The following is a 6,272-nucleotide window of genomic DNA, read 5'->3' as shown; positions in this document are numbered from 1 at the left end:
CTTTGCTTGCAAGGGAATAATAGATGACCCGGCCGTCCCGGCGGGTGGTCACGAGCCGGTCGAACCGCAGTCGCGCCAGTTGCTGGGAAACCGCCGCCTGCGGCATGCCCATCGTGTCTTCCAGTTCCGAGACCGACTTTTCGCCTTCCGTCAGGAGGCAAAGAATCAGCAGGCGATCCTCATGTGACAATGCCTTGAGCAGTTCGCTCGCCTTGCGCGCCTGGGCAAAGAGCTTTTCCCGCTCTTCGGGCGTCTGCAATGCGTTCAACTGTGGAAGGCTCATTCGCTATTTCCTTCTAAGTCTTCCGGAAGAGGCACATTGGCAGAAAGAGCCATGGCGTGTCCATTCTCAAGGGAGCTTCGCAAGCAATTCACCAATCGCAAACCAGAAGAATTCATCTCCGACATAACCCCGCAGGCGCCCTACCTCGACACCGTCATTCATCAGGACGAAAGTGGGGGTGAATCTTTCCTTCTGCACATCGGTAAGATCGGCCGGCCAGGTTTCGGTGATGTCGACGCGGCGAAGCGGCGCGCGCCTGCCTTCCGGCGTCTTCGGCCAGGCCGGCGCGATTTCCGCATCGAAACGCGCGCACCAGCTGCAACCCGGCTTTTCCAGCATCAGCAATTCGGCTGCCGCAACCGGTCCTGCGGTTGCAGCGGCGCCCAGAAACAGAAGGAAGGCAAGGATACGCAAAGGATCGACACCACGACACGTTCATCGATTGCAATATATAGCATTTTCTGAATACATATGGCAATGCATGGTGCGCGTTGCGCCTGTCCTTGGGAGGGATCGAATGCTTGATGTCAGCGTAGGCGGTGCGTTTCTGGCGGGGCTCCTGTCCTTCGTATCGCCCTGCGTGCTTCCGATTGTGCCGCCTTATCTCGCCTGGCTCGCTGGCGTCAGCTTCGACCGCTTGCGTGACACAGAGCCCCAGGCGGCCGACCGGCGGAGAATCATCCTCGCCGCGATCCTGTTCGTCGCGGGCTTTTCCACCGTATTCGTGGCGCTTGGCGCGACGGCAAGCCTCGTCGGCAAGACCATCGCGCAATATTTCGACATCCTGTCGGTGGCCGCCGGCGTGGTCATTATCATCATGGGCCTGCATTTCCTGAAGGTTTTCCAGATCGGACTGCTTTATCGCGAGGCGCGGGTGCAGGTTACCGACAAGCCAGCCGGATTGGCGGGCGCCTATCTGATGGGGCTTGCCTTCGCCTTCGGCTGGACGCCCTGCGTCGGGCCGGTCCTGGCGGCGATCCTGTTCGTTGCGGGAGGGGAAGGATCAGCGGCGCGGGGCAGCCTGTTGCTGGCCGCCTATTCGCTCGGCATCGGCATTCCGTTTATCGCCTCGGCGGTCTTTGCCAGCCGGTTCCTCGGCTGGGCCACACGTTTCCGCCGGCATATGCGCAAGGTCGAAATCGTGCTCGGTCTCTTTCTGGTCGTTACCGGACTGCTGTTCATTACCGGCCAGATGGCGACGATCTCATACTGGCTGCTCGAGACTTTCCCAATTTTCCAGACAATCGGATAGGAGCCCGCGATGTTGAAATTCGTGTTCGTGACATGTCTTTTCCTGGCGGGCGCCGTATGGCCCGCGGCATCCGCCGAAATCGGCGAGGATGGCCTTCACAAGGAGGACTGGTTCACCATCACCTTCCGCGACATTGCCGAAGACATCGCCGACGCGAAGGCGCAGGGCAAGCGGCTGGCGATCACCTTCGAACAGCGCGGCTGCATCTATTGCCGCGAGATGCACGAGAAAATCCTCGCCGACCCGGAGGTGCGCGACTATATCGAGACCAATTTCATGCTCGTCCAGTACAATATGTTCGGCGATGAAGAGGTGACCGATCTCGATGGCGAGACCCTGACGGAAAAGAGCGCCGCCCGCAAATGGGGCTACGTCTTCACGCCGACCATCGTCTTTTTGCCCGAGGACGCGCCGGAAGGCGTGTCGGTCGCCAAGGCCGCCGTCGCCACCATGCCGGGCGCTTTCGGCAAATGGACCTTCCTCAACATGTTCCGCTGGGTGAAGGAAAAAGGCTATGAGGGCGAAGAGCACTTCCAGATCTATCACGCCCGGATCATCCAGCAGCTTCGTGACGAGGGTCGGCTTGGACAGGGCGAATGAGGGACCGTCCTTTTGCTGACATATGCAAAAATTTATATTTTTCTATTGATGGATTTCCGGCGTGGCGCTATCGTTCAAATCGGAGGAGCGGACCGGTATCCCGGTCCGGGGAGTTTGGGAGGACTCATGGCATGAAACAAGTCTGGATCTGTCTCGCGGTGACCGCGCTCTTCGGCAGCCAAACCGCGATTGGCGCCGAGATCGCTCCTGCCGACGTCAAGTTTCAGGATATGACGGTCGAACAGTCGCTGACCGGCGTTGCGGGCAATCCCGAAGAGGGCGCAAAGATTTTGGCCAGCCGCAGTCTCGGCAACTGTCTTGCCTGCCATGCCGTCACGCCGCTCGCCAAGGAACAGTTCCATGGTGATGTCGGCCCGGCGCTCGATGGCGTTGCGGACCGTTGGTCGGCCACGGAGCTTCGGGCGATCGTCGTCAATGCCAAGCACGTGTTTACGAAGGAGACGGTCATGCCGGCCTTCTACAGTCTCGATGTGGGGGTCAGGGTTCGTGAGGACCTGGTCGGCAAGACGATCCTGACCGCGCAGCAGGTCGAGGATGTCGTTGCCTATCTCCAGACCCTCAAAGAGACCAACTAGACTTTCACCATAGGAGACGATTCATGAAGATGAACAGGCGACAGGTGCTCGGGCTTACGGCCGGTATCGCACTGGTTTCCGCGACGGGCACTCGGTTTGCCTTCGCCGATGCGCCGGCGACCGAGAAGATGATCATGGACTTCGCGGGCGGCAAGATGCCGGCGACCGGCAAGATCACCCTCACCGCGCCGGAAATCGCCGAGAACGGCAACACCGTTCCGATCTCGGTCGCGGTCGAGAGCGCGATGACCGACGGCGACATGGTTCAGTCGGTACTGATCCTTGCCGAGGGCAATCCCAATCCCGACGTGGCGACCTTCCATTTCACCGCCTTGAGCGGCACCGCAGCGGCGACGACCCGCATGCGGCTGGCCAAGACGCAGAACGTCATCGCCATCGCGAAGATGGCCGACGGCTCGGTGTTCATGGACAAGAAGGAAGTCAAGGTAACAATCGGCGGCTGCGGCGGCTGACGGCAATCATATCTGAGGGAGAATATCCATGGCAGCAAAACCGAAGCCGCGCATCAAGGTGCCGAAAGAGGCGAAGGTCGGCGAACTGGTGACGATCAAGACCCTGATCAGCCACGAAATGGAATCCGGTCAGCGCAAGGACAAGGAGGGAAACCTCATCCCGCGCAAGATCATCAACAAGTTCGCCTGCGATTTCAATGGAGCGCCGGTGTTCTCGTGTGACATCGACCCCGCCATTTCGGCAAACCCGTATTTCGAATTCAGCGCCAAGCTAACAGAGAGCGGAGCTTTCACCTTCACCTGGACGGACGATGACGGCTCCGTCTACACCGACGAGCAGAAGATCACCGTGAGCTGATCAACAGCGCCTGCGTCGTTCTGGCGGCGCGGGCGGCATTCCAGTCTGGCGAGGCAGGCCCGTCGGCGCCGTTATCTTGGGAGGGGTAACCATGAAGAAATTGTCCGTCGTGCTTTTGGCTTGTGTGTCGGTAATCTCCGCCGCCGCGGTCAGCGCCTATGCCGATCCGGTCGATGAAAAGCTGATCATCGACGGCACGGAGATCGTGACGCGCGCCAAGGCGCCCGAAGGCCATCCGTTCGATGAGCTGCTTTCCGGCTGGCTGTTCCGCGAAGCGGAAACGCGCGCGACGCAGGCCGACTCCTTCGCAAATCCGGGTATGCTGTCCGTCGAGCGGGGCGAGGAAATCTGGAACACGGTTGACGGCTCGATGGGCAAGTCCTGTGCCTCCTGTCACAACGACGCATCCGAAACGATGAAGGGGGTCGGCGCGCATTTTCCGAAATGGGATGCCAAGGCTAAAAAACCCTTCAACATCGAGCTGAAGATCAACGACTGTCGCACGGAAAACATGGGCGCCGAGCCCTACAAGTTCGACGACGAAGACCAGAAGGCGTTGACGACCTATATCAAGCACCAGTCGCTCGGCATGCCCTTGCAGATCGACCTCGCGCAGGGCGAAATGCAGTCCTGGTGGGACAAGGGCAAGGAGCTCTACTATACGCGGACCGGCCAGCTGGATTTCTCCTGTGCCTCCTGTCATGAAAAGAGCCTGGGCAAGTTCATCCGTGCCGACCATTTGAGCCAGGGCCAGGCCAATGGTTTCCCGACCTACCGTTTCAACACCGGCGGCATGGTCTCACTGCACAATCGCTTCCGCGGCTGCATCCGCGATACGCGCGCCGAGGTGCCGAAAGCCTTCTCGGATGAGCTCATGGCGCTGGAGGTCTATGTCACATGGCGCGGCACCGGCCTTTCCGTCGAAACGCCGTCGGTGCGGCAGTAGCCGCGTCCAACGCATTTGCTGCAATAATGAAGGGAGGACGGGCGCCGGCCTCCCGGTAAGGGATATGCTATGCTCTCACGACGCGAAATGCTCATGGCCGGTGCGGCTCTCTCCGCGGTCCTTGGCTCCGGGCTTGCAGGCCAGTGGTCGCGGGTGGCGGCACAGCAGGCGCTTTCGGAAGACGATCTTCTCGATTTCGATACGCTGGGTAATGTGACGATCCTCCACATCACCGATATCCATGCCCAGCTTGTGCCTGTCTATTTTCGCGAACCCTCGGTCAATCTCGGTGTCGGGGCGGTGGCTGGCCTGCCCCCGCATGTCAGCGGCGCCGACTTCCTGAAGCTCTACAATATCAAGCCCGGCACACCTGACGCCTATGCCATGACATCCGAGGATTTCACGGCCCTTGCCGGCACCTACGGAAAGATGGGCGGGCTCGACCGGATCGCCACGATCGTCAAGCGCGTGCGCGCCGAACGCGGCGAGGATGTTCTGCTTCTGGATGGCGGCGATACCTGGCAGGGCAGCTATACCTCCTACCAGACCAAGGGTCAGGACATGGTCGATGCGATGAACGCGCTTTCGCCCGACGCGATGACCGGCCATTGGGAATTCACCTACGGCACCGACCGCGTCAACGAAATCATCGAGAGCCTGCCGTTCCCCTTTCTCGGCGGAAACATCTTCGACGCCGAGTGGGACGAGCCCGCCTTCGAGGCCTACAAGATTTTCGAGAAGGGCGGCGCGAAGATCGCCGTCATCGGCCAAGCCTTCCCCTATACCCCGATCGCCAATCCCCGCTGGATGTTCCCCAACTGGTCCTTCGGCATTCGCGAGGAGCAGATCGTCAAGAATGTGGAAGCCGCGCGGGCCGACGGGGCCGATATCATCGTCCTGCTTTCGCATAACGGTTTCGACGTCGATCGGGCACTGGCCGAACGCGTGTCGGGTATCGATATCATCCTGACCGGCCACACCCACGACGCCATCCCCGAGCCGGTCATCGTCGGCAAGACGCTGGTGATCGCCTCGGGATCGCACGGCAAGTTCGTGAGCCGGCTCGATCTCGACGTGCGTGACGGCGCCCTCAAGGGCTATCGCCACCGGCTGATCCCCGTCTTTTCCGATGTCATCACGCCGGACCCGGACATGGCCAAGCTTGTGGCCGATATCCGCGCACCCTATCAGGCGGAGCTATCACGCGAACTCGCAACCTGCGAAAGCCTTCTCTATCGCCGCGGAAACTTCAATGGTACCTTCGACGATCTCATCTGCCAGGCGCTGATGGACGTCCGCGAAGCGGACATCGCGCTTTCGCCGGGCTTCCGCTGGGGCACCTCCGTCCTGCCCGGGCAGAAGATTACCGTTGAAGACGTGCACAATGCCTGCTCGATGACCTATCCGAGCGCCTATCGCAACATGATGACAGGGCAGGTGCTGAAGGATGTGCTTGAAGACGTCGCCGACAACCTCTTCAACAAGGACCCCTATTATCAGCAGGGCGGCGACATGGTGCGCGTCGGCGGCATGGGCTATGCCATCGATCCCGATGCGGCCATCGGCTCGCGCATTTCGCAGATGACGCTGCTGAAGACCGGCGAAGCGATCGACGCATCCAAAGAATATGCGGTGGCGGGCTGGGCCTCGATCAACGAGGCGACCGAGGGACCGCCGATCTGGGAGGTCGTCGAAGACTATCTCTCGCGAAATCCCGTGGTCACGGTTGAGGAAAACCGCTCGGTAAAGGTCGCGGAACGCAAA

The 6,272-nt window shown here is 60.5% G+C and carries 9 protein-coding genes; 7 read left to right on the top strand and 2 right to left on the bottom strand.

Translation table 11 applies throughout. The annotated features are described in order from the left end of the window. Together VL202_RS22670 and VL202_RS22665 are read right to left on the bottom strand one after the other, a co-directional pair. Positions 1-283: metalloregulator ArsR/SmtB family transcription factor (locus VL202_RS22670; RefSeq protein WP_325466319.1), on the bottom strand; the 283-nt coding region annotated here is incomplete at its 3' end. 66 nt (positions 284-349) lie between these two features. Beyond that, positions 350-697, bottom strand: a complete 348-nt coding sequence (locus VL202_RS22665) for a transcriptional regulator (protein ID WP_325466318.1) — start codon at positions 695-697, stop codon at positions 350-352. 103 nt (positions 698-800) lie between these two features. On the opposite strand from VL202_RS22665, the gene VL202_RS22660 reads away from it, so the two are divergent. From VL202_RS22660 to soxB, 7 genes are all read left to right on the top strand, one after another. Further along, positions 801-1,535: a cytochrome c biogenesis protein CcdA gene (locus VL202_RS22660; RefSeq protein ID WP_325466317.1), complete on the top strand. Its 735-nt coding sequence runs from the start codon at positions 801-803 to the stop codon at positions 1,533-1,535. A gap of 9 nt (positions 1,536-1,544) precedes the next feature. Further along, on the top strand, positions 1,545-2,135 hold the full coding sequence (locus tag VL202_RS22655) for a thioredoxin family protein (protein WP_056340447.1): 591 nt from the start codon (positions 1,545-1,547) through the stop codon (positions 2,133-2,135). Positions 2,136-2,266: 131 nt separating this feature from the next. Continuing rightward, positions 2,267-2,731, top strand: coding sequence for a sulfur oxidation c-type cytochrome SoxX (soxX, locus tag VL202_RS22650; protein ID WP_325466316.1), 465 nt, complete (start codon positions 2,267-2,269; stop codon positions 2,729-2,731). 23 nt (positions 2,732-2,754) lie between these two features. Then, positions 2,755-3,204, top strand: coding sequence for a thiosulfate oxidation carrier protein SoxY (soxY, locus tag VL202_RS22645; RefSeq protein ID WP_056340453.1), 450 nt, complete (start codon positions 2,755-2,757; stop codon positions 3,202-3,204). A 28-nt stretch (positions 3,205-3,232) separates the two neighbouring features. Then, a complete protein-coding gene (gene soxZ, locus VL202_RS22640; protein WP_325466315.1) occupies positions 3,233-3,562 on the top strand; it encodes a thiosulfate oxidation carrier complex protein SoxZ in 330 nt (109 codons plus the stop codon). Between the two features lie 91 nt (positions 3,563-3,653). Next, positions 3,654-4,508: a sulfur oxidation c-type cytochrome SoxA gene (soxA, locus tag VL202_RS22635; RefSeq protein WP_325466314.1), complete on the top strand. Its 855-nt coding sequence runs from the start codon at positions 3,654-3,656 to the stop codon at positions 4,506-4,508. A 69-nt stretch (positions 4,509-4,577) separates the two neighbouring features. Then, a partial coding sequence (soxB, locus tag VL202_RS22630; protein WP_325466313.1) for a thiosulfohydrolase SoxB occupies positions 4,578-6,272 on the top strand: 1,695 nt, incomplete at its 3' end.

The organism is Pararhizobium sp., assembly GCF_035497515.1.
In the GTDB taxonomy this organism is placed as follows: domain Bacteria; phylum Pseudomonadota; class Alphaproteobacteria; order Rhizobiales; family Rhizobiaceae; genus Pararhizobium.
The sequence above is the reverse complement of the archived record's forward strand: the minus strand, read 5'-3'. Positions and strand labels throughout refer to the sequence as shown.

Bases quoted from the DNA above. Each gene is read 5' to 3' on its own strand.
- VL202_RS22660 (WP_325466317.1), top strand. From the start codon at position 801: ATGCTTGATGTCAGCGTAGGCGGTGCGTTTCTGGCGGGGCTCCTGTCC.
- VL202_RS22655 (WP_056340447.1), top strand. From the start codon at position 1,545: ATGTTGAAATTCGTGTTCGTGACATGTCTTTTCCTGGCGGGCGCCGTA.
- soxX (WP_325466316.1), top strand. From the start codon at position 2,267: ATGAAACAAGTCTGGATCTGTCTCGCGGTGACCGCGCTCTTCGGCAGC.
- soxA (WP_325466314.1), top strand. From the start codon at position 3,654: ATGAAGAAATTGTCCGTCGTGCTTTTGGCTTGTGTGTCGGTAATCTCC.
- soxZ (WP_325466315.1), top strand. From the start codon at position 3,233: ATGGCAGCAAAACCGAAGCCGCGCATCAAGGTGCCGAAAGAGGCGAAG.
- soxY (WP_056340453.1), top strand. From the start codon at position 2,755: ATGAAGATGAACAGGCGACAGGTGCTCGGGCTTACGGCCGGTATCGCA.